The organism is Paractinoplanes pyxinae (genome assembly GCF_026626335.1).
GTDB lineage: Bacteria > Actinomycetota > Actinomycetes > Mycobacteriales > Micromonosporaceae > Actinoplanes > Actinoplanes pyxinae.
Genome location: NZ_JAPNTZ010000018.1, coordinates 76903 through 96698 on the forward strand (window position 1 = coordinate 76903; position 19796 = coordinate 96698).

Annotated in this window: 20 protein-coding genes and 1 pseudogene; 6 read left to right on the forward strand and 15 right to left on the reverse strand. The window is 64.3% G+C overall.

Annotation, left to right across the window (positions count from 1 at the left end):
- Positions 1-2: 2 nt before the first annotated feature.
- The 3 genes from OWR29_RS39210 to OWR29_RS39220 form a co-directional block, all read right to left on the reverse strand.
- Positions 3-470 carry an HNH endonuclease gene (locus OWR29_RS39210; protein ID WP_267568618.1) on the reverse strand — a complete coding sequence of 156 codons (468 nt, stop codon included), beginning with the start codon at positions 468-470 and terminating at the stop codon, positions 3-5.
- A gap of 111 nt (positions 471-581) precedes the next feature.
- Positions 582-1016: a WXG100-like domain-containing protein gene (locus tag OWR29_RS39215; RefSeq protein ID WP_267568619.1), complete on the reverse strand. Its 435-nt coding sequence runs from the start codon at positions 1014-1016 to the stop codon at positions 582-584.
- A gap of 179 nt (positions 1017-1195) precedes the next feature.
- Positions 1196-1363: a hypothetical protein gene (locus OWR29_RS39220; RefSeq protein WP_267568620.1), complete on the reverse strand. Its 168-nt coding sequence runs from the start codon at positions 1361-1363 to the stop codon at positions 1196-1198.
- A gap of 269 nt (positions 1364-1632) precedes the next feature.
- On the opposite strand from OWR29_RS39220, the gene OWR29_RS39225 reads away from it, so the two are divergent.
- The 6 genes and pseudogenes from OWR29_RS39225 (at position 1633) to OWR29_RS39245 (ending at position 5279) form a co-directional block, all read left to right on the forward strand.
- Positions 1633-2046, forward strand: coding sequence for a hypothetical protein (locus tag OWR29_RS39225; protein ID WP_267568621.1), 414 nt, complete (start codon positions 1633-1635; stop codon positions 2044-2046).
- Positions 2047-2051: 5 nt separating this feature from the next.
- Positions 2052-2294 (forward strand): annotated as a pseudogene (locus tag OWR29_RS48415) (YbaB/EbfC family nucleoid-associated protein); the annotation flags it as partial.
- Between the two features lie 466 nt (positions 2295-2760).
- Positions 2761-3078, forward strand: coding sequence for a hypothetical protein (locus OWR29_RS39230; protein WP_267568622.1), 318 nt, complete (start codon positions 2761-2763; stop codon positions 3076-3078).
- Positions 3079-3090: 12 nt separating this feature from the next.
- The gene (locus OWR29_RS39235) at positions 3091-3882 is read left to right on the forward strand and encodes a hypothetical protein (RefSeq protein ID WP_267568623.1); all 792 of its coding nucleotides are present in this window, start codon (positions 3091-3093) and stop codon (positions 3880-3882) included.
- A 373-nt stretch (positions 3883-4255) separates the two neighbouring features.
- A complete protein-coding gene (locus OWR29_RS39240) occupies positions 4256-4459 on the forward strand; it encodes a hypothetical protein (protein ID WP_267568624.1) in 204 nt (67 codons plus the stop codon).
- Positions 4460-4553: 94 nt separating this feature from the next.
- Positions 4554-5279, forward strand: a complete 726-nt coding sequence (locus tag OWR29_RS39245) for a hypothetical protein (RefSeq protein WP_267568625.1) — start codon at positions 4554-4556, stop codon at positions 5277-5279.
- A 776-nt stretch (positions 5280-6055) separates the two neighbouring features.
- On the opposite strand, the gene OWR29_RS39250 is transcribed toward OWR29_RS39245, so the two are convergent.
- The 12 genes from OWR29_RS39250 to OWR29_RS39305 all read right to left on the reverse strand — a co-directional run bounded on the left by OWR29_RS39250 (position 6056) and on the right by OWR29_RS39305 (position 19425).
- Positions 6056-6679: a hypothetical protein gene (locus OWR29_RS39250; RefSeq protein WP_267568626.1), complete on the reverse strand. Its 624-nt coding sequence runs from the start codon at positions 6677-6679 to the stop codon at positions 6056-6058.
- Positions 6680-6835: 156 nt separating this feature from the next.
- Positions 6836-7642 (reverse strand): carbon-nitrogen hydrolase family protein, encoded by an 807-nt coding sequence (locus tag OWR29_RS39255; RefSeq protein WP_267568728.1) that lies wholly within the window; start codon positions 7640-7642, stop codon positions 6836-6838.
- Positions 7643-8675: 1033 nt separating this feature from the next.
- Positions 8676-10142: a GMC oxidoreductase gene (locus OWR29_RS39260; RefSeq protein WP_267568627.1), complete on the reverse strand. Its 1467-nt coding sequence runs from the start codon at positions 10140-10142 to the stop codon at positions 8676-8678.
- A gap of 355 nt (positions 10143-10497) precedes the next feature.
- Complete coding sequence (locus tag OWR29_RS39265; RefSeq protein WP_267568628.1) at positions 10498-11433, reverse strand: ROK family protein; 936 nt, start codon at positions 11431-11433, stop codon at positions 10498-10500.
- A 79-nt stretch (positions 11434-11512) separates the two neighbouring features.
- Positions 11513-12277: a class I SAM-dependent methyltransferase gene (locus OWR29_RS39270; protein WP_267568629.1), complete on the reverse strand. Its 765-nt coding sequence runs from the start codon at positions 12275-12277 to the stop codon at positions 11513-11515.
- Positions 12278-12337: 60 nt separating this feature from the next.
- A complete protein-coding gene (locus tag OWR29_RS39275; RefSeq protein WP_267568630.1) occupies positions 12338-12769 on the reverse strand; it encodes an HIT family protein in 432 nt (143 codons plus the stop codon).
- On the reverse strand, positions 12766-13785 hold the full coding sequence (locus OWR29_RS39280; RefSeq protein ID WP_267568631.1) for a glycosyltransferase family 4 protein: 1020 nt from the start codon (positions 13783-13785) through the stop codon (positions 12766-12768). Before OWR29_RS39280 ends, OWR29_RS39275 begins: the two co-directional genes overlap by 4 nt.
- 47 nt (positions 13786-13832) lie before the next feature.
- Positions 13833-14366, reverse strand: coding sequence for a dCTP deaminase (locus OWR29_RS39285; RefSeq protein WP_267568632.1), 534 nt, complete (start codon positions 14364-14366; stop codon positions 13833-13835).
- A complete protein-coding gene (gene dcd, locus OWR29_RS39290) occupies positions 14363-14890 on the reverse strand; it encodes a dCTP deaminase (RefSeq protein WP_267568633.1) in 528 nt (175 codons plus the stop codon). The genes OWR29_RS39285 and dcd overlap by 4 nt, the downstream gene beginning before the upstream one ends.
- Positions 14887-15645, reverse strand: a complete 759-nt coding sequence (locus tag OWR29_RS39295) for an endonuclease/exonuclease/phosphatase family protein (RefSeq protein WP_267568634.1) — start codon at positions 15643-15645, stop codon at positions 14887-14889. Before OWR29_RS39295 ends, dcd begins: the two co-directional genes overlap by 4 nt.
- Positions 15646-15697: 52 nt before the next feature.
- Positions 15698-17485 (reverse strand): non-ribosomal peptide synthetase, encoded by a 1788-nt coding sequence (locus OWR29_RS39300; protein WP_267568635.1) that lies wholly within the window; start codon positions 17483-17485, stop codon positions 15698-15700.
- A gap of 95 nt (positions 17486-17580) precedes the next feature.
- Positions 17581-19425, reverse strand: coding sequence for a hypothetical protein (locus OWR29_RS39305; RefSeq protein WP_267568636.1), 1845 nt, complete (start codon positions 19423-19425; stop codon positions 17581-17583).
- Positions 19426-19796: the final 371 nt, after the last annotated feature.

Below are 19796 nucleotides of genomic sequence, written 5' to 3' on the forward strand. Positions count from 1 at the left end.
GCTCAGCTTCTGCCTTTCGTGAACGCTACGCCAGCGGCGTGCCGGACCGCATTGTGAAGATCGCTGGGAATCAGCTGCATCGTATTGGTGTCTTGGTGGTGGTGCCCCGTGTAGCCGTCCGGGGTCTCCGGCAACCCGGCCAGACGGTTGGCCTCGGTGAAGTCTGTCGAGTGGTTGCCTGCGAAACCGGGCGGATCAAACTTAACGGTGTGTGTCACGTGCGGCGAAAAGTCGGGAAAACCGTCGTCGGAGAACCGCACCCCGTCTGGGTACTTTTCCTGCAGCTTCGGCGTCCACCGTTTCGGGTCGTCGAACTTCTTGCCCGCGAACTGCCGGTTCGACGGCAGTTTGCCGCTGGGCAGGCGCTTGACATCCGCCGGGATCGGCCGACCTCGGGAGTTGCGCGCCACCGCCTGCGCCGCATAGTCGTGGACCTTGCCGTCCTCGAGCACGTTCTCCAGCGCTCTCATCACGCCCCGCGCCGCCGCACCGCCGACTCGGGGTCTGCCGGTGCCCCGTCGCCTGGCCATTGATGACCGACTTGACGGCGAAGTCGAGCAGCTGGTCCAGGACCAGCTTCGTCAACGCCCGGAAAACCGGATCTCCAGCAACGACGCGCCGAAGCTGACCACGGCGGTGGCGATCGCCTGAGCGATCTGGATGGCCAGGATCGTCAGCTGCGCGATCACGTTGATCTTCAGGGCGAGAACGATGCCGGCGCACACCAGCAGATCGGCGCCGATGATCTGCGCACCGGTCGCCGCCATCGCCAGCCGCTGCGACGGGCTGTCCGCTGCCTGCCACGCCGCCTGGAACGCCGCGATCGACTCGGACTGGTTGAGCTGCCACACCGTGGCTGCGGCGGCGTCCGCGTTCTCGACCCGCGACTCGATCGCCCCGGCGAAGTCCATCCAGGACTGGCCGAGTTCGAACAGCTTCTCCTCGTCCGCTTCCGGCCAGGTGAACCCCAGCACGCTTATCACCTCGACGAGCTCGCCAGGCAGCTGCAATCCCATCTTGTCTCCCCCGTGAGTCGATGTGTCCTACCGCGGCACGTCAGCGCCCCCGGTGCCCGTAACCGCTGCGCCGCCGCCTCATCAGCACTCTGGTGGGCATCAGCGGTCAGCGACAGCCGTTCGACGTAGCCGTCCATGGTCGAGTTCAGGCAGTTCGTGGCCATCGCATACGCGCCCTTCTAGATCTCGCTGATCATTGACCCGAGATCGTCGCGGCCCCACGGCTCGCCGGCAGCGGCCAGCTGCGCGTCAAAGCGCTGCATCTGATCGGCGGTCTGCTGCAGCATCGCCTGCAGATCTGAGTCTCCGCGACGCAAACCGTTGAGGTCGGGCTCGAAACCGTTCACCGCTGGGTGCTTCGCGTACGCAGCCTCGCATCAGTGGCTGCCATGCACGCGGCCACCCGATTGCTGAGTAAGACCTTCACTTCAGGCGAAATTACCGCCGCCTTCCGGCATTGCGACGCCCGAGCAGACCGTTGCCAAGACCACGAAACACGCAACGGTTAAGCCCGCCATCTCGGGCTGCCGATGACGTGACTTCGCCCTGCCACAGGGTTGCGCAGCCCCGGACGAATAGGACACTCTGATCACCCTAAGTAGCCGGGGGTGCAGAAGTGGGGAAGCCGACGTCCGGGACGTCTCGGATCAGCGGGTTCGCGGTAGCGCTTTTGCTTGTCACGGCGTTGATCGAGCTGTTCGTCGTGGCGTTGGCGAGTGCGGGGTTCGACGAGGTCGCTCAGGCGTCCCCGTTCGGGCGGCCCGGCACCGCGACCGTGGCCGCGGCCGTCGCCGTGGTGGCCGCTGCCGGGGCGTTCGTGGCCTGGCGCGGCGCGAGCACCGCGGTTCGGGTGAGCGTCGTGACTGCGGTGTTCGCCGCGGTGGGTGTCGTCGCGCTGATGGCCCTGTTCTTCGTCGTCGCGGGCGGCTCGCCGATCATCCTGGCGGTTCTGCTGGCGCTGACCGCCGTCTCGGTCGCGATGATCGGACGCGCGGTGCTGCAGGCGGCGCCACGCACCTCGGAAAGTTGAACGCGATGGAACCGGATGGGATACGGCGACTGCAGCAGCAGGCGGCACAATTGGGCCGGCTTGCCCGCGACCTGGCCGCCGCAGTTCCGGAGCACGTCGAGGGCAGCGACCCGACCGGCAGGGTCAGCGTCGTGCTCGGCGGTGACGGGGTGCCTACCCAGATCCAGATCCGGGCGGACTGGTGGCAACGGCTGGAGCCCAAGCGGCTCGCCGGCGCGGTCCTCGACGCCAACGCCGACGCGCTGCGGCGGGCCGAGCGGGTGTGGACGGACCGGGCCGACGACGACGGCTGGTGGCAGCGCCGGGCACGGGCCGAGGACGGCGAGACACCGCCCGCCCGGCCGGACCCGGACTCGCAACCGCTCACCGGCCGGCCGCGCGACGAGAACGACCTGGCCGAGGCCGTCCTGCTCGAGCTGCAAGCTGCGCAGACCCGCCCGCCGGCCCCGGGCCCGGTACGGGGGCAGGACGACGGGCAGCGCGTCACGATCCAGATCGAGGCGGGTGGCCTGACGGCTTGCACCATCACGCCAGACTGGGCCGCAAGACACGACGGCGCCTCGATCAGCGCAGCATTGTCCGCCGCGCTCCGGCAGGCGGTGGCGCAGCTTGCGGCGTCACCGCCAGCGAGCGCCGGGTCGGACACGCTGATCGGCGACGCCCTCGCCACCCTGAAAGCCCTAAAGGCGACCCCTCACGACCAAGCCGCATCCGGTGACTCAACCTCCCAGCGGCGAGCAGGTGGCCGTCGCGACCAACGCCCTGCGCACCGAGGCCGGCGAGTGGGACGGCCAGGCCGGCAAGCTCGCCGAGTTGAGCACGAAGGTGGCGGCGATGGAGTTCGGCCGGCTCGAAGCCGGCTTGTTCCAGCTGATGGTCGGGCCCTACAACGACGTGATCCAGGCGATGGCGGCGCGCACCCGCGAGGGCTCAGCCGCCATGACGGAGATCGCCGCGACCCTGCGCAATGTGGCGGGCACCTACGACGCCGAGGACAAAGCCTCCGAGCATCGCATCCGCAACGTCTACTGACGGGAAGAAGTCGTGTTCTCTCAGGCCCAGTACGAGGCCGTCATCCGCGAGATCGAGACCGGGCTCAAGACCTTTCAAGGTCAGCTGAACCAGGTCATCCCCGCGGCGAACAGCGCCACCAGCCACTGGTACGTCCCGCCGCCGGTCGCCCAGGGCTTCCAGTGGATAGCCGAGAAGACCGTCGAGGTCGGCGCCGCCATCCTCGAGTGGTTCCTCGACCTGCTCAAGGGCGCCGCCGCCCCCATCTTCATGTTCATCGACTCCTGGCAGTGGATGGACATCAAAGGCCGGGCCAACGGCATCTCCACCGACCTGACCGGCCAGAACCTGGTGGTCGACGACTCCGACTGGTCGGGGAAGGCCCGCGACGCCTACCTGGCCGCGGCGGGCGCCCAGTCCACCGCCGCTGCACGCGTAGGTTCGATCGCCGGCAGCAGCTCGCTCAACCTGCTGGCGTGCGCGGGCGCCGGCCTGGCGTTCTACATCGTGCTGGCCGGGGTGCTGGCCAAGCTGATCGCCGCCCTGGCCGTGTCCATCGCCGGGATGAGCTCGGGCATCTTCACCGCCCCGGGCATCGCGCTGTTCCTCGAAGAGGCCGGCGTCAGCACCGCCGTCATCGTCACCGCCGTCTCCACCCTGGCCGCCTTCCTCGGCGCCCAGGTGACCGCCATGATCACGCTGCACGGCGACGCCGTCGACCCGACCAGCTTCCCCAACGGCGTCTGGCCCGTCTCCAACACCGGCCAATACAGCGACGCCACCGTCACCGACGGCGACGCCGACTGGTCCCTGCAGCACGACTGAGCTCACCGGCCGCAGCGTCGCCCTTCCGGCCCGAACCGTAGCCAAAGGCTCATGAGACTCGCGGGACGCGCGCACGTGGAGCGAACCTGCCCGGTGGTGGCGTCATGCGCCGCCTTAGCCAACAGGCAATACGCCCGGCAACCGTCGAGCAGCCCGGCGGTGAAGCATCCTTACCAGCTGGCACGGCATCAGGCCCTAGCACGATGACCAGCCAGCGCCGGACGCCAGCACAGCTTCCCGTGAGCTTGGCGCAGTTCGCGGCGCCGGGCCGACTCCCCCACGCCGAGCACTGCCGGACTCAGGCGCCACCGCAGCGCAGGCCTGAGCCGGCCAGACCGCCGGCGCGATGATCGGTTCCGCTATTCCAGTGCCCGTGGTAGGCACAGTCGCCGGCGCCGTCGGCGGACTGGTCTTCGGCATGGCTACCAGTGGCGCTTTGGACGCCGCGTACGATTCTCTGCCGCAAGGCACCCGCGACGCTATCGAGGACGGTTTCACCGCGGTCGGTCCCGGCCTGGAGGATGCCGGCGACGCGGTCGGTGACTCGGCCAAGAAGGTTTGGAACTCCATCTTCTGAGCGACCCCGTAGAGACGGACGAAACATGACGCCCACCCAGGACCCACCGGCCAGATGGCCGAGGCCGCAGCGCTCGGCCGCACGGGTACTCTCCGTGGTCGGCTTCGCCCTCCTCGCACTGATCGCCGCAGCCGTCGTGGTCGCCGACGTTATGGCCGGCGATGCCGTTCAAGCACTGATTTGGGCGGTGGCAACGTTGATGTTTGCTCACCTGGCCGGTCTGGCGGCGAGCATGATGCACCGGCCCGCCGCGTCCACCCGCCCGCCGGTCACCGGCACCATCGACGACGGCGAGCGCGGGCTGGCATTCGCCTACTCACGATCGCCGTATTATTGGCTCGGCGCCGTTCTCATCAGCGTCGTGCTCGCCGCCGCCGGGTTCGCCATCGCCTTCGCGGCGCAGGGCACGGTGACCGGCTTGGCGCTGACGGCGATCTTCACCGCGTTCGCGCTGTTCCTGGGCTGGTTCCTAACGGTGATCTTCCGCCTCGCGCCCGGCGTGGTGATCCTGACCCCGAGCGGCATCTACCACCGCGGGCTGGCGCTCGAGCACTTCGTCCCCTGGGATGCGGTGGCCGACATTCTCGCCCGCGAAGGCCGAACTCCGTGGATCACCGTCAAAGCGTTACCCACTCCGACCACGAGGCAGCGAAGCCACATCGGTCGGCTCGGCCCCGGTGCTCAATGCCTGCCCTTCATGATCATTCATGCGCACTGGTTGGGATCGAACGCTGTGCCCGCCTACCGTGCGCTCCGGCAGTACTTCGACAACCCGTCGCAGCGAGCGTACCTCGGAGGCATCGAACGCCCGAATCGCTAACCAACAGAACATCAGTCAGGCCCCTGCGGCCGTCGAGACTTGAACCTGCGACCCCTTGACCCCCAGAATATGAAGGGCCCAGCGACGTGCTAACTAACGTTTTGCCAGGTCACTCGAAAGTATACTCAGCCGAGTAAAGGGGTCCAACGCTATCGCCCGTCTGATCCCCGCCATCATCGTGCCTGACCTGCGGCTTTCCCAACTCGCTTGCCTCAGCGTAACTCTCTCAGCGATCCATCCGACCGGGCAGGTACCGCATCTGCCTCGTCGGATGCTCATCATGTCCTGGCGAGAGCGTACATATATGCTGCTGAGATCTCGCCTCGAATCTGATAATGACCGAAGGAGCCGTTTCGTCATTGCGAGGCGAACAAATCCTCGAGCATCGCCTTTGATCTAGAGGAAATCTCCTCGTCAGGGAAGAACCGGCTACAGAGTTCCAAAGCCGACCGTCCGATCGGGGCTCGGACGGTTGCGCACCGCACCATGCGCATCTGCTTGATCATCCGGTACTGCTTTGCAAGATACGGTGCTCCAGGAGTGACCGACGGGGCAGACCATGACCTAGTCGCCGACCAGGTGGTCCGTCGGATTGAAGCTGAACCGCAGGACGTTCGGATTCCGGCGTGCCCATTCAACCACGGCGCGGAGCTGCGCGACCGTGTCCACTGCCCGGGAGTGGACTCGCTGGCCTCGGTGGCCGGGCCACCAGCACAGCTCGTAGGACCATCGGCGCCGCCAATCCCATCCATCGAGGCTATCGAACGCCTGTTCGATCAGTTGCCGTTGGCCTTTCCCGCTCCGCTGGCCCCTGCAGCTCGCCGGCCGCGACCCGTCGCGTCTCCGACTCCCCCCGCATCTTCGCCAGGGCGGCCTCCATGTCGTACGGGTCCGGCGGGCTCAGTGTGCCGGTCAGGCGGCGTGCGTGCCACTTGGCCAAGATCCACCAGCGGCGCCACGGGTACGTCGGCGGGGGCGCATCGTGTCACTGATCCTTGGATCACCTCGCCGACATCATCGTGAAGCTCCGCCAAGCGGGAGGTCGCCGCGTGCTGGCCGTCGAAGTCCAGAAGCTGCCGATACGGCGATGAATGCGGACTCAAATCGCCGAGCACCTTGCTGAAATCCCACGTCACCCGCTCCACCCGGCCCCAGAACGGCGCCTCGCGGTTCACCAGGCGGACCCGGTTCCGGACGCGGAGCATCTTGTGCCACAGCTCCTCGACCGCGTCGTACGCCTCGACCAGCTCCTGGTGCGCCTGGTCGACCCTCTCCTGGCTCGCGTCTTCCTCGCTGCGCCGGAGCCGGCCCTGGGCCCCGGCGTACGTGATCACCGCGCCCGAATGCCGGTCGAGCGGCGCCCCCATCTCCTCGTCATGCATGGTGGCCAGCTCGACCACACCGCAGACACCACAGGCGTTTACCTGATCGGCCCGGTTGGTGAGTTTGTGGACGGCGGACCACGCCTTGGCAGCCCGGCTTGGCCCGCGCCCCGAGGTCAGCGTCGAGCACGGCCGTCAGTGCGAGAAGATCATGGATCAGCACAAAGGTTCGGCTTATGGCCGCATGGTTTGTGCCGTGGAAGGCTTGTCTGCTTGATAAGCCAATGAGACGACGTCCTGACGGCGTTGCTCGAGGTACCAGTTGGCGGCCTCATCCGTATCAATGGTTTGCCGAAGTAGGCCGGGGCGTCCAAGAGGGAGCTCCGCGAGTATTTCGCCTCGTGGTGAGATCACCATGCTGGGGCAGTGCTGGTCCGGGTGGGCGATATTGGCGGCCGCAAGGAATCGCTGATTCTCGGCGGCGCGGCTGATCAGGTGGCTTCGCCAAACTCCGTCGACCTCGCGAGGATTGGCAGCGTTAGTGAGATAGAAAAATACTCGCGCGCCAGCCGCCGCGAGGTATTGCCACTGTTCCGGAAAACGGATCTCGCGGCAGAGCTGCATACCGATGGTGACTTTACCGTTCTGCCGAATGACGTCTATGGTCGGTAAATGATCACCGGCCTGCAGGCGGCCACGTTCGTTCATCGCGAGGTTGATTTTTCGGTATACTTGATAAGCGCCCTCGGCGGGGAAAAAGAGGCCAGCGTTGCACCATCCGTCCTGAACTGGCAGCAGTGAACCGCAGAATATATTTACTTGATGCCGGTGGGCGAGCTTGGTCACCTGGTCCACTGCGTGGTGGATGGCGTCTGGCGGTAGTGCGGCCAGCGGCGTGAGGTCATCTCCATAGCCCGATAGCATCCCTTCAGGCAGAACGACGACGTCACCCGCGCGGGTGTTACCGATGGCCTCGCGCACTGCGGTGAGATTGGCATCCACATTCCATACGGCTGGGAGTTGGGCGATCACGATCGACATCTGCACCAGGTAATCCTGAACGATCGCCAGACGATCGCCTTCGCCGGGCCTGACCTGGAAGGCCGGCGAATGGGTTCGCCGTCTCGCCGCGCAACGTCGTCGAGTAGCTTCTCCGCAGTTGGCTCATGTCGCGAGTGGCGATGGCTGCCACCTACAGAGTAGACGCTCAGCGATGGCCTGAGCTGTTCGACGAGTTGATGAACCGATCGAGACACGGTTCGCCCGGCCGGAACCCCGACGCCGGGTCCGGGGCTTCGTGCAAGGTCTGCCGCCCCACTGTCAGCGAAGAACTGCTGGACGATCGCCGAAGACGCCGGCGACGACAGCCTTGGAGGATGCGAGCCTGATCAGCCGGGCGAGCTGGGGCGACGCCCTCGTGCGGGCCGATGTGCGGGACTTCGTCGCCCATCGGCTCGGGCATCCGAATGCCCTTCTCGTTATCGACGAAACCGGCGATCCGAAGACGACCGTCACACCGTCGGCGTCCAGCAGCAATACTCCGGCACCGCCGGAGAGATCAAGAATTGTCAGCCGTCGCTGTGCCTATCCTACGCTTCAGCCCACGGGTACATCCTGCTCGACTCCGCGCTACCTGCCCAAATCATGGACCGGCAACCACGGACGGCTGGCTGCAACCGGTGCTCCCGACGAGATCGGGTTCGCCACCAGACCCATCGAGTCATTCAGGCCGCCAAAACCGAACTCGGCCTCGATCAACACCAGCACCGTCGCTGGACGCCCTGGCACCGCTGGACCATCCTCGTGATCGCCGCCCACGCCTTCCTCGCCGCAGCGGCCACTTCTACACGGCCGACGCCATTACGAACGGCAAGCCCTCACCGAGCCCTAAAACGGATCTTCCGCTGGTAGATGAGATGCCATTGCGGGGGCGAGACCGCCGATACCTGGCCGGACCGGCAGGGAGCCCGAGGCCACCCTGCCAGTCCCTGCTACTTGTCTGACAGGCGGCAGTCGCGTACGTGACTCGCTGTTTGTATCGGTGACCCTACTGAGCTAGAGCTTACCGGTGCGTTCATGCGGTACGCGGCGCCAAGATGCCTGCAAGACGCCTGGCGAGCGCCAGGATGGTGAGGGCAGGGTTGGCCGCCCCGGCGCGCGGGAAGACGGCTGGACCGACCGCGTAGAGGCCGGCGAGGCCGCGGAACTGGTGGTCGTCATCGAGGATCGAGCCGAGAGGTAGGGTGCCGGCCTCGTGGTTCTCGGTACCGAGCGGGAAGGAATAGGTGCAGACTGCCCCGGGCGCGAGGAAGGATCGGGAGGCCACAAGGCGCTGTTGCACGTCAGGTGAACCGGTTTCTGTGTCGAACTCCAGTGCCGGCGCCTCGATCATCCCGGCCTGGTGGCAGATTTCTCCCCAAAAGCGCTGGATTTCCGCCTGCTGCGCGCGCGCCAGCTGCCGATCGACAGGCGACATGGAGCATCGCACCGAGGTATGCCACGGCCAGACACCGCGATCGTCGCATTCGACTACTCCGAGTGGACCGGCGATCTGCTCGCCGATGAAGGAGGTGCGCAATACGATGAGCCCATGCTCATTTACTGAGGTCATCAGGAAGATGTTCGACCTGAGGCCGTCTCGCGCCGGCGCTTGGAATTTGACGTTGGCAGCTGCGGCCTCCTCGATCTCGGCGGGCAGACTGCCGGGTGCCAAACTCGCCGAGAAGCCGTTGGCAACTTTGTCGACCAAGCCCGTGAGCTGGGGCCGGTCGAGCAGGCCCTCGTTGGACAACGCCTGAATGGCGAGCCGGCTGCTTTCGATGGTTCCCGCGGCGAGGACTACCTTCTCGGCGCGGATGTCGTGGACGACGCCGCGGCGCCGGATCCGCACGCCGCTGGTTACACCTTTCTGGGTCAGCACGCCGAGCACTTCGCTGTCGCACAGTATTGTCGCGTCTTCCGCAGTCAGGTGTTCCAGCGGGGAGTATGCCTTCCATCGCCCGTCCTCGCCATGTCGAATGGCTGAAGGTACGTCCTGGAACAGGTAACCGCCAAGCGTCACCTGCCGGTCGCCGGCCCGCGTGGTCGCACGGTTCGAGCCGCTCCACTCGGCCAGTTCCCGTTCGACTCTCGCGTAGAGCGGCTCACCGCCGTGCCATTCCTTGGTCAGGTCACGCACAACGGATTCGGGCCACTGCTCGTCGAGCGCCCAGTCTTCAACAGGCAGTGTGACAGCGTGCCAGTAGAGAGACCGCCCACCGAGTCTGCGGCGCAGGCCAGCGAGGCCGACGAAGCTTCCGTCGTTTGCTTCGTACGGCCGGTAGAAGGATTCGTCCTGTGACGGATCGATCCAGTACTGGTCGGCGGCGGCCCCGTGCAAGGCCCAGCGGTAGTGCTCCGCACCGCGGTCGGGTCCAGCCTCGAGGACGAGTGGAGGTCGGCCTCCCCGTCTCGCCATCTGAACGGCGAGCTCGAGGCCGGCCATGCCACCACCCACGATGACACACTCAGCGGATTCGGGGACGGCGGTGACTGTGGCCATGTGATCGTCCTTCACGGTGAGCGAAGCAGGTTGGTTGACGGGCAATCAGCGATGACTGCCTTAAGCGTGGAATGAGTTGAACGCTGCAGCTCTCAGCATTCTCGGAAATCGCAATTGCGGTCACTGGGACGGTACGCCAAATCGCTTCCGACTGCCTGGCGCACGCTTCTGCTGGAGATCAAATATGCCATAGCATCGATGTAAAGGCAAGGTGTCCGGCAAATGGCTTCGCCGACACCGCCTCGGGTATTTTCGGGTAGCTCCGGAGCGCCACAGACTCCTATTGCGAGATTTTTTCGGCGAAGCGACCGTCATGAATCGCAGCAGTTCGCTCTTAGATATCTTCGCGCTGTGATCAGACGATGAGATCCCATGCTATGAGTCCGGCGCCTAGGCACGCGGCCTCATCACCGAGTTGGGCGCGGATGATCTCGGGAAGCGCCTGGAGGGCTATCCGCTCGGCCACGGCCTTGCGGAGTGGCGCCAGGAGCGTTTCGCCGGCCTCGGCCAGTCCGCCGCCGATTATGATGGCTGCCGGGTCGAGCAGAGTCAGGCCTGTTGTGAGCCCGTCGGCGAGGGCGTCGACGGCGTACTGCCACGTCGCTAGGGCACCTGCATCTCCATTCGCTACGGCTTGGGCACAGTCGGCCGCTGTGGCGCCGCTCATGCCGCTGGCGGCAGCCCAGGCTCGGCTTACGGCCGAGGCCGAGGCGTAACGCTCCAGGCATCCACGTTGGCCGCACGGGCAGCGAAGACCGCCCGGCCGGACGATGATGTGGCCGATCTCGCCGGCTGATCCGCTGGCGCCGGGCTCGATTCGTCCCTCGAGGCCGATGGCTGCAGCTATCCCCGTGCCCAAGGCGACGAACAGGAACCGGTCGACGCCACGGGCCGCACCCAGCCGAAGCTCCGCCAATCCACCGCTCCGCAGGTCGTGGCCAAGCGCTACCGGAAAGGGCACCGTTCCTTCATGGGCACCGAGCCTCTCACCTAGCAACGCGCGGAATGGGACGTCGCGCCAGCCGAGATTGACTGCATAGCCGGCGACGCCGTTTACCTGGTCCACGGTGCCGGGCACCGCCAGGCCGATGGCGGCCGGGCCCTCGCCCAGCCGTCGTCGGCCGTCGGCCGCGAGTTCCTCGGCGAAGTCAAGGATCATCCGTACCACCGCTTGCGGTCCGTGCTCGAGTGCGGTGGGCCGACGGGCCTTGCACAGCACCGAACCATTTCTTCCTATCAATGCAGCTTTGATATTGGTACCCCCCACGTCCAGGGCGATAACGTATTCCACAGGCTTACCCTTACACGCAGGGGCGGACAGCCCGAATTGCCTCGTCGTCACATCGGCTTGCGGCCTGCACGACGCGTTCCTACAGGTCGACGATACGCCAGACGCCGATCGCTTTGTCTTCGAATCGGCGTTCTTCCCGGACCTCGTCCTCGTTCGTGACTTTCACGCCGTGTTCGTTGTACCGGTAGATTTCCGTGCATTGCTCATCGATCACGCGCATGGGCCGGGGTAGCGAGAAAGGGGCGGCTGAGAGGTTGAGCGGTCGCCAGCCCCCAGCAACGATGTCTTCTGCATTTTCCGATCGGCCGACGAATGTAGTGGTCGCTAGATACTTGGCGCCGCTCCGCTTGAAGTTGTCGAGTGCCCGATTGACGTCGACGTCGCTGAAGTGCACCAGGCAGTCTCTGGAGAAGATGAGATCGACCGGCGGAATCTCGTCCTTGATGACGTCGAGAACCCGGAAGTCGCAGCCCGCACCGGCGAACTGGTCCCGATTTCTTTGTATCATTTCCGGAACGACGTCGACGCCCAAGTAGCTCTCCACACCCAGGTCGACTCTGGACATCCAGTAGTAGTCACCACATGGGGCGTCGAGGAAGGTTCGAATACCGAGGTCCGCGATGACGCGTGGCAGCTCGGCGCGGAGAGCAGCAGTCTGCTGCAGATTTGATCCCGGACCGGACAGGGACACGTCCTGCCGGCCGGAATCGTGTGTCCGGGACCACACGCCGCTCGCGTAGATCTGAGCAAAAGTGTCCTGCATGGAGCGGTGTGTTGCATGTCCGACGAGCGGTGTCGTCTCAGCGTGCCGCACCACTCCGAAGCCCTGCGCATTGTCACCCATAGTTAGATCCAATTCCTTGACGTGTTGAGGGGACGTCCGGACAGCTCGAGAGGCTGCCGATTACCCGGAGGACAACAGGGAGAGCCGCGCACGAGTTGCATCGAGGCTGTCCAGAGGAACAGGATCAGCCACCCAAGGACGGTGAAGATGGTCACCATCCTTGCGGGGCACTAGATGGACATGCAGGTGGAAAACGTCTTGCCAGCCCGCCACCCGATTCGCTTGGAACAGCGTCAAACCGTCCGGCTCCAGTACGTCTCTGATATGATCCGCCATAAGCTGTGCGGTGCGCATCACAGCCGCCGCGTCCTCAGGCGGGATATCCCATATGTCCATGGCATGCCGCTTCGGAATCACTAGCGTATGACCTTCCATAACCGCCGTGATGTCGAGGAATGCGATGGTGCGCTCGTCTTCATACAGGAGGGCGGCAGGCTGCTCCCTGGCAATTATTCGGCAGAACACGCAGCTCGGATTGTCATGCGCTGTCATTGCGCCACTTCCTGGGACAACTCGCGCAATTCGCGGGCAGTTTTCGACAACGGGAATCGTGCGCTGTTCGACAATCCGGCCGCAGCTACCTCTGCGAGCAGATTTGGTGATGTTCGAAACTCTTTGAAACGTGCGTCAAGCGCACCGAGATTCCCGAAGTCACAGGCGAGAGCGGAATCGCCGAGCACTTCAACCAGGCCGGGCAGCGGTTGATAGGCGACGGGCAGACCGCATGCCTGCGCTTCCAGCGTGACGAGTCCAAACGCCTCCAGCTTGACGGACGGCACGATCAACAGGTCGTGGTCCGCGAAATCGCGCCACAGCTGCTCGCGGGACAGCCAGCCGAGAAAGCGCACGCGGGACAGATCGGTACGCTCAGCGAGTCTGGCGTAATCGTCGGTAGGTCCCGCCACCGCGAGCTCCACACCGTCGAATTGGGAGACCGCTGAGAGGATCTCGGCCGTGGCCTTCTGCGCCGTCAAACGGCCGGCGTAGAGAACCCTGAGCAGCTCCACGGGCTTCTCGGCCCAGGCCGGCGGCTTGGCCAGCAACCGGTCCGGCACACCCCACGGTATGTGGACCGCTCGCACCTCTCCGGTCAGCCGACGCAGGAGATCTGCCATGGCCCTGGTAGGCACCACGACGGCAGCGGAGACGTCTGCGGCCTGCTTGAGCACGTCGGCTTGCGTGGGGTACTCGGCCGCGAACAGCAGGTCAGTGCCGTGCAGGAGGGCGACCTTCGGTTGGTTCGGAAATACACGCTGCAGAGCGGGGGTCGCTCCGAAGGTGAGATGCTGGAAGTGAATCACATCGTAATCGCGTTGGCCGAACGTGTCCTGCACGGCGGAACTGAGCCTGTCGAGGTACGTCCAGAACTCTCCGCCGGACAGAGACTTGCCCTCGACTTCGAGCAGTTCCGGGGAATAGGTCAGATCCACATCTCCACTGCGCTCGGGCGCCAGCATGAAGACGTCCGCGTCGACCAGCGGTGCAGGCCCCAGATAGAGATCCCGCAAGAGTTCCACGCTTCCGCCCGGGCTGGGGAACGGCAGGTCGATTCCAGTCAGGATTTTGATGTCAGCTCCTCATGTAGCCGCGAGGCATCGATGCCATTGCTCCGCGTGTACTTCCGACCCATGCGCTGGTAGCTCGCCAGTTCGCCCCGGGTTTCCAGGAAGACAATCTTGCCGAAAGTCATTCCTGGATAGATTCGGACGGGTCGTGCCGCGCGTATTTCCAACGTCCATCTAATAGCGTGGCCAACGTGGCCCAGGGGCGCCGATACGTGCACCCACACTCCCAGGGTCCCGATGGTTCGGTCGCCATTAATCATCTGCGCGTAGCGTTCCGAGAAGGTCCGCTCATGCGTGACGCCGAGGTAGAGCTTTCCCGAGTCCAAGACCATGCCTTCGGCAGGCAGGGCATGTTCGGGAAAGCTCGAGTCGCGAGCGGCATCAAGATCGGTGTCGCAGACGCGGATGGTATCACCGAGCCGCCAGTCGTAGGCGTTCGGAGAGAGTCTACGGTCGTCAAAAGGATCAATTGTTATGTCGCCGCGCTCGATTGCCTTAGCGATCTCGGGACCGGTGAGGATCATGACTTTCCTACCTTGTCCCGCCAGTAGCGTGACTCCTGCGGGCCAGCGGCACCTTGGTATTTTCCCGAATACAGATCAATCTCTCCCATGGTGTCGAAGAACATGATCTGACCGATCTTCATGCCTGGATATACGCGCAGTGGTCTGACCGGCGACAGCATCAGCGTCCACTGGCCGTGAAACCCGATGTCACCGATGGGGGCGGTGATCTCGACGAACAGGCCCAGACGGCCGACGGAAGAACGCCCGAACAGCAAGGGCACGTAGAAATCTGAGCCGACTTCTTCGACAGTATGACCTAGATAAAGTTCGGTAGGCTGCAGGACGAAACCACTCTGATCGATTTTAACTTGACGCGTAGGGTTCGGCCGGTACGCGTCGATGACCGCGTCGGAGTAGGTGAGCAGCGTGTCCCCCAGACAGACGTTATAGCTGTTTGGGTTCACCTGCTCAATGCTGAAGGGCGATATACGAATCTTCCCGTTCGCCATCGATTTTGTAATTTCAGGACCTGTAAGGATCACTGGTCGCACCATTCGCTATTCGTCAGAATGGATCGGGGCGGGGCCGCCAATACCAGCCGGGCGAGCACTGGGAGATGATCTGAAGACATCGGGTCGTCCATAACCACTCCGACTCGTTCCGGCGCCACCCCTTGACCTGCGAATATGTAATCGATGCACGTTGTTGGCGCATCGGCTGGATAGGTCGGCGCCGCGCCGTCTCTGAGCAGCGACCAGCAGTCGGTGAACGAGGCGCGGATCATGTCGATCTCGGGTGCGGTGGGCGGAGCGTTGAAGTCGCCGAGCAAAATCGCCGGACTCGTCGATCCGATCAGCTCGACTACCTCTTTCACCTGCTGCGGCCGGTCGGTCTGTGCGAACCATTCGAGATGTACGGTGAAGATGTGCAGCGGAGTGCCGCCGACGTCTATCTCGGCGTGGAGCAGGCCACGCTGTTCCCCCTGTGGGGATTTGAACAGATGGGTGTTTCGCCAGCGTCTGATCGGATGGCGAGAGAGAATCGCGGTCCCGTACTGGGCCCGCGGTCGGCCCGGGGCGGGCGGTCCCAGATCCTGGTTCACGCCGTAGCACGCGTCGAAGTCGACCAGGCGCCTCAACTCCGCCACCTGGTCGACCCAGTCGCTGCGGTCCCCGAAGTGCCGGTCGACTTCCTGAAGTCCGATGATCTCGGCGTCGCTGCCGCGGATCACGCGGGCAATCCGCGCCACATCGAGGACGCCGCCGGGGCCCTCGCAGTGCCGAATGTTGAACGACATTACGTCAACGGTTTTGACTGGAATATCCGGGTGCGCCTTCAACTGGCGCTTCTCAAAAGACAGGAGTTGCGATGTCCGGCCGCTGCATCTCGGCAATGGCATGAGACATGCCACGAGGGAACGACGCGGAGGTGAATATGGATGCTATGGGCAGAGTTACGCCGAATCGTTCCTCGACCTTGCCAATCAGACGGACCGCCTGGATGGAATCTCCGCCGAGATGAAAGAAGTCATCCATGGGAGAAATCTCAGCAATGTCGAGTATCTGGCGCCACTCCGCGATGACGGAATCCTCGAGCTCATTCTTCCCCGCGTCACGCTGAGCCAGCCGCACATCCGCAGAGCCATTGACGCGGTCCTCCATTCCGACCCGCTGAGGCTTTCCCGTCGGCCCTTTCGGTAGTTCAGGAACAACTACGATCCGGCGCGGAACCTTAAAGGGTGCAAGGTAGTTCGAGACAAAGATCTGGAGCTCCCCGGTGTTGACATGGGCGCCGGGGTTGACCACGATGGCTGCCCCGACGTCTTCGCCGAGTCTCGGATGCCTGATGGAGAATGTCAGTGCCTGAGCGACGGCGGGATGCCGCATCAGCACGTCGTCAACTTCTCGCGGAAACACCTTTTCACCGCCACGGTTTATGATCTCTTTCGTCCGCCCGGACAGGTGAAGGAACCCCCCCTCGTCAAAGAAGCCCTGGTCTCCCGTTCGGAGCCAAGACTCGATGAACGCCGAGGAGTTGGCCTCGGCGTTATCCAAGTAGCCCGCCGTGACGCTGTCTCCGCGAATGACGATCTCACCGACTTCGCCGGCGGGCTTGGCAACTCCGGCGGAATCCACAACACGAATTTCTACCCCGGCCGGCTTGCCCACCGAGCCTGCGATGCGGCTGCCCGTCAGAGCGTTACTGGCCATCTGGTGGCTTGCCTCGGTCATTCCATATGCCTCGATGACAGGAACGCCGAGGAACTCTTCCAACCGTGCCATCAGCGTGGGAGCCAAGGGAGCTGACGAGGATCGGACGAAGCGAAGGCCATGACGCAGTGCGGGCCGGCTGGCAGCCATGTCGGCGACAGCGTAGTGAATGGTGGGGACCGCTGAATACCAGGTGATGGCGGACTTCTCCAGTGCGGCCAGAATGTCCGCAGGCTGCTGATTGGGCAGGAGATAGATACTGCCTTCGGCATATAACGGTGCCAGCAAACCAGCAACCAGCCCATGTATGTGAAACAGCGGCATGACCAGCAACCCTCTGTCTTCCGGAGACAGGAGGAGTGTCCGTGAGATGTTTCGAGCGGAGGTGGTCAGATTTCGATGCGTGAGGGGCACGATCTTCGGCTTGGATGTGGTTCCTGATGTTGCCAGCAGCAGACATACGTCATCCGGCTCGGGTGCTCCGCCAATGAGCTCCAACGCCGCTTCCGGGTCGACCCGGCTCTCTCGGGACACACTGATTCGAAGGCAACGTTTACCGAGGCGTGCGAGGGACTCGTCGATGCTGCCGGCCGTGTCGTCTGTGACCACGACGGTGTGGACGCCCATACTGTCGAGGTACCGGCCGATCTCGTCGACGGGCACTGTCGGATTGATCGGCACACAGACACCAACGGTGGTGATCGCCAGCAGTGCGACAGCGGTCTCGATACCAGTGCCGCAAACGAGGCCGATGCGGCTGCGGGCGCCGATTCCGTTCTCGACCAGGGCGGCGCTCACGTTGAGGGTGAGTGCATAGATCTCGAGCCCGGCCATACACGAGTTCGGCCCGAGGAGTGTCGTGGTCGAGCTCGTCCGCTTCTTGGCGAGCAGGTCAAGGACCGTCTCAACTTGGGGCGGTGAGTCCATGTGCTGAAGTTCCTTTCACCAAGGCAGGACTGCCTTCAGAGCTGCCGAGCGGTTGAAGAGCACTGCCGAGGACCGGTCGGCAATCCGTGAAGTCTCTAATCGGCCGACGCCTCTGCCCTTCGCAGCCCGCCGGCAACTGTGCGCAGGGTCGTCATGCCACTGATGCAGGCGAAGCTCGGGGGGAGATAGCCGCGTCGCCGGAGCAGATCCGCGAACTCGGGGTAGCGCGCGAGCTGCCCGCCCGCACGTATGAAGCACTCGTCGAGGTCGGGAATCCGGCCCCCTACGGTCGCGGCCATGATGCTCTGTACCGCGGACTCCGTGGAACCCTCGGGACCGCGCGCGAGAGTCACGGGGGCGCCTCCGACGATCTCGTAATGATCCGGCACAGCCAAGAGTTCGCCGGTATCCAAGTGGCGCAGCAGGGCATTCCTGACATCATGCGGCGCAGGGGACTTACCCTCCGCCGCTGTGACCCGGATTGTCAGCCTGGTGTTGCCGGCCTCCCCGGCATCGATGATAAGCTTCACCTCTTCGGCCCAGTCCATGGCGAGCACCTTGTCCTCGAGCGCCTGGAAGTCGACCCAGTGCCCGTTGACCAGTTGCTCTCCGGCGTGGCGCGTCATTACTGCCAGACCAACCTGGGCTGCGACGTCGCCGGCCACGCAGTCCTGCCCCGCCGCGACCCGGCTCAGGACCAGTTCGATGCCGCGAAGTAGCGCGCCGCAATCCTCGGCCGCCAGCGCCTGCGAGTCTCCATGAATGGATATGCGGACCGTACGGGCGTCGGACCAGCGCACCGAGAGGCTGGCTCCGTACTCGTAGAAGCTCTCGTCCGTGACCTCGTATGTGATGGCTTCGAGGGCCTGGTCGGGCCGGCCTGCCCCGGACTTGAGCACTTCATGCCACCCGTGCGGGGGCGGTATGAAGTTGTAGGCCAGATCGGTCGACAGGCTGATTCCCCGGCTGTGCTGAGCCAGGACTCGCTCTCGGAGCAGGTCGAAGGGATCGTAGCGGCCGTAGGTGGGGTGGCCCTCCGCGAGCGCCCGCTGGGCGCCGGCAGCGGCCGCACGCATTCCCTGGTCCAGCCGCCGAAAAGTGACTGGCGAGCGTTGGGCGGTGGTGCACCGCACATTGCGAAGATCGGCATTATGCCGGTTGTTCCTGGCGACATTGACCGTGCAGGCGTCCAGCTTGCCCCGCCAGCACAGCAGCTGGGTGAAGGCCGCCAGGATGAGCGCCGACGGCAGCAGGCCAGCCGTGGACATAACTTGAGCGAAGATGATGTCGGCACTCTGCAGGGTGAGCGTGCGCCGATAGTACCGGCCGCTGATTCCACTCGAGGGACGATATCGGTGCATGCGCGGTGGTGCGGTGGCGAAGTGCTGCTGAAGGAGGTCGGATGCCCGCTGGCGCTCGGCCTCGCCTTGTGGTCCGGACTCGAGACGGGCCATGTCTGTCGGCTGAATTCCAGACAGTTGAGCGGAGGTATCGGGCTGGCGACCGGTGACGGGATCAGCCACCGCGTCGCCTATCGCGTTCTCCACCACCCGGCGGAAGTCGGCATCCATGGCCACATGGTCTGCAACGAATCCTAGCCAGCGTTCCGCCCCCCGCTCCAGGAGATGAAACTGAGCCAGGTAGAGGCCGGTCCGCCCCTGGACCTCGGCCTTGAACCGCTCCACGATGCGTGCCATGTGAAGCTGTGGTGTCTCGTCGGCTGCTACATCGGCAGCTCGTACTGGTAATCCGCGGCGGTGGACCCGCTGCTGCAGTTCGCCATCTATGACCTCGATCGACGTCCGCAGAGCGTGAAACTTGTTCTCCAGGCAGTCGACGATGCGCTGTGCGGCGGCCAGTTCGGTGCCCACCGGGAGCGGCCGCAACGACTCGGAGAACCCTGCTTCCAGAAACCACTGGAACTTCTGCGCCCTGGTCATAGGTGCAGTATCTAAATCGCTGACGCTCACGGGGTGTCCTCGCTGGGCAATCTCCGCGCACAGACAGCTGCCAATGTACGTTCGTACCTGAGGAAGCGGAGATATGACGGATCGTTATGCCTTGGGAATACTTTCGCTCATGGCGGCCAGGCAGTCCGCAGGTGCCGTCAACAGGTAGATCAACCTTCGGGGATGGCGCCACTAGCCATGAGGCTTTGGCGATCATGCTTCCCGATGGTTTGTTGCCGGATCTGCTCGTAACGTATGCGATCAAGCAATCTCGCGCAACAGTCCACTTCGGTCGGCCCTGGACTGAAGTGCCATTCACCTGGCTGGATGTCCGGCGGTCACTTGGGGGTGGGTGTCAAGGC